We start from the raw sequence: 2,971 nt of genomic DNA on the forward strand, positions 1-2,971 counted from the left end.
ACAACAGGATGAGGAGATACGCCATGTCGGGATCCAAGCCTTCCGGCGTCGAGCGCCCCACCCCCCCCCCCCGGGACCGGGGCGGCATAGCCCCCGCCGCCGCCACGCCGAAGGGCCTCCATCTCCTGGCGCAGCTGCAGGATCTGGTTCTGCAGAGCGATGCCCTCCCGGCTCTCCATCTGCGCCAGCGCCGGGGCGGCGCCCAGCATCGGCAGCAGCGGCGCGAGGAGGAGGAGCTTGCGGAGCATGGCGCGGATCCTTTCCGGGAAGCGGGCGGGCCCAGGGAGACGAGGCAGGGAGGCAAAACCGGGCGGCGGAGCGCGGACATGAAGACGGCGGCAACCGCGCTCGCGGATGCCGCCGCTTGTCTCAACCCAGCCGCCCCGCGTCAACGCGGGGCGTGACGGGCCCTCAGCGCACCACCGTGACGGCGCGGCGGTTCTGCGCCCAGGCATCGGCCGAGGAGCCCAGCGCCGCCGGGCGGTCCTTGCCGTAGGAGATGGTGCTGACGCGGCCACCGGCGACGCCCTGGGCCACCAGCACGTCCCGCGCCGCATTGGCGCGGCGCTGGCCGAGAGCCAGGTTGTATTCGCGGGTGCCGCGCTCGTCGGCATGGCCCTCGACCGTCACCTGCGCCTGCGGATACTGCGCCAGCCAGGCGGCCTGTCGCTCCAGCGTCGGCCGCTGATCGGCACCGACCGAGCTGCTGTCGGTGGCGAAGAAGACGCGGTCGCCGACATTGGCCACCAGATCCTCCTGGCTGCCGGGGCGGATCGCGCCGCTCATGCCGGCACCGGCGCCGAGGCCGCCGGCCCCCGCGCCGGCGCCCGTGGCGGCGCCGGAGGTGTCCTCGCTGGCGCAGGCCGCCAGCAGCGCGACGGCGGCCAGGGCACCCAGAAGCTTGGTCTGCATCATTTCGATTCCCGTGTCAGATCGAATTACAGCCGCGGTTACGCCGGGATTGGGGCGCGTTCAAGGCAGACAATCCGTCCCTGCGTGAATAGTTGCCCATTTTCTTGCGAGGAGTGGAGGCGCGCCCCTCTCCTGGCCCTTTCTTCTGCCATCGGGCCGGACAGACAAGTCCTCGTCGCCACTCTGTAAGTCCTTACTTACAATCAAGGGCGTCCGGCCCGGCCCCGCCTCAGGAGGAGAGCAGCGGCGACCAGCTCGGATCGGTCGCGTCCGTCGGCGTGATGACCTGGCGCTCGTTGAAGCCGGAGATGTCGATCATGGCGAGCCGGGCCGCGTAGCCGCCGCCCCGCGTGTCGCGCGCCTGGCTCTCGCGGTAGAAGGCCAGCACGCGGCCATTCGGCGCGAAGGTCGGGCCCTCCATGCTCCAGCCCTCGGACAGGATGCGCTCGCCCGAGCCGTCGGGGCGCATCACGCCGATGCCGAAGCGGCCGCCGGAGATGCGGGTGAAGGCGATCAGATCCCCCCGCGGCGACCAGACGGGCGTTGCGTAACGGCCATTGCCGAAGGAGATGCGCCGGACGCCGCCGCCGTTGGCATCCATGACATAGAGCTGCTGGTCACCGCCGCGGTCGGAGTTGAACACGATCTGCGTGCCGTCCGGCGAGAAACTCGGCGAGACGTCGAGCCCGCCGCCGGAGGTCAGCTGCCGCTCGCGGCGGGAGGCGAGGTCGACCACGAAGATATTGGCATCGCCCCCGCGCGCCGAGGAGAGCACCACGCTGCGCCCGTCCGGGCTGAAGCGGGGCGAGAGCGTCATGCCCTGGAAGTTGCCCAGCACCTCCTGCCGGCCGCTGTTCAGGTCGAAGAGGTACACGCGCGGCTGGTTGTTGGCATAGGACATGAAGGCGATCTGCCGCGCGTTCGGATGGAAGCGCGGGGTCAGCACCTGGAAGCTGCCATCGGTCAGGAAGCGGTTGTTCTCGCCGTCCTGGTCCATGATGGCCAGGCGCCGGGTGCGGCGATCGCGCGGGCCGGTCTCGGCGACATAGACGATGCGGGTGTCGAAATAGCCTTTCTCGCCCAGCATCCGCTCATAGATCACGTCCGAGATGACATGCGCGATCTGCCGCCAGTTGTTGGCCGCCGCGGTGTAGGCGGTGCCCTGCAGCTGCTGCTCGGAGCCGACCTCCCAGAGACGGAACTCGATGCGCGCACGGTCCCCCTGCGGCTCGGCCCGGCCGGTGACCAGCGCCTGCGCGCCGATGACCCGCCAGTCCTGGAAGCGCGGCCCGGCAGCCGCGGCCTCGCCCGACTGGATGTAGGCGCCCCGGTCGAGCGGCCGGAACAGGCCGGAATTGCGCAGGTTGTTGGTGATCACCTGGATGATGTTGCGCCCGAGCTGCTGCGCCTGCGGCGAGGAGCCGGCGAAGTCGGGCAGCGCGATCGGGATCGGATCGGTGCGGGCGCGGGTGATGTCGATGGTCTGGCCGGCCGCCGAGACGCCGCCGGGCGCCGGCGCCTGGGCCCGCACCAGGGAGGGCGCGGCCAGCAGGCCGGCCCCGCCCATCAGGGCGAGGCGGCGGGAGAAGAGAATGTTCTGCTGGGTCATCGGACGAGTCCCCTCGGGCTGAAGCGGAAGACCGTGTTGTTGAGTGACAGGATCTTCTCGCGGGGTAGAGGCAAAGGGCTGCACTTCGGATCGAGCAACGCGCGGCGCGCGCTTTCGTACACGGCGCGCACGCGCGGGTCGCCCGGCGTGCCGCCGGCCGGGCGCACATTGCGGATGGTCCCGCCCTGGTCGATGTCCACCCGCACCTCGACCGTGATCTGGTCGATCCCCATCATGCCGCCATCGACCGACCAGCATTCGCTGATCTTGTCGGCGACGCCCTGGCGCTCGCCGGCGGTGAGCAGGGCCGTGCCGCTGGGCGCGCCGCCACCGGCGGCCGGGCGGCCCGCGGCCTCGGAGGGGCGGGCGCGGGGCGGCTGGTTCTGCTGCTGGCTGGCGCGCAGGCGCTCCAGCGTGCTCAGCACGGACTGGCTGCGCTCGGTGGTGTTG

General features: G+C 71.3%; 2 protein-coding genes and 2 pseudogenes. All 4 read right to left on the minus strand.

All coding sequences use genetic code 11. The features are described from left to right. Window positions 1–248 (minus strand): annotated as a pseudogene (locus ACVMLK_RS20500) (hypothetical protein); the annotation flags it as partial. A gap of 163 nt (window positions 249–411) precedes the next feature. Next, window positions 412–912, minus strand: a complete 501-nt coding sequence (gene pal, locus ACVMLK_RS20505) for a peptidoglycan-associated lipoprotein Pal (protein ID WP_198367344.1) — start codon at window positions 910–912, stop codon at window positions 412–414. A gap of 229 nt (window positions 913–1,141) precedes the next feature. Then, window positions 1,142–2,521 carry a Tol-Pal system beta propeller repeat protein TolB gene (gene tolB / locus ACVMLK_RS20510; RefSeq protein ID WP_198367345.1) on the minus strand — a complete coding sequence of 460 codons (1,380 nt, stop codon included), beginning with the start codon at window positions 2,519–2,521 and terminating at the stop codon, window positions 1,142–1,144. Then, window positions 2,518–2,971: pseudogene (locus ACVMLK_RS20515) on the minus strand (hypothetical protein); the annotation flags it as partial. The gene tolB and the pseudogene ACVMLK_RS20515, both read right to left, overlap by 4 nt.

The organism is Teichococcus aerofrigidensis (assembly GCF_054073225.1).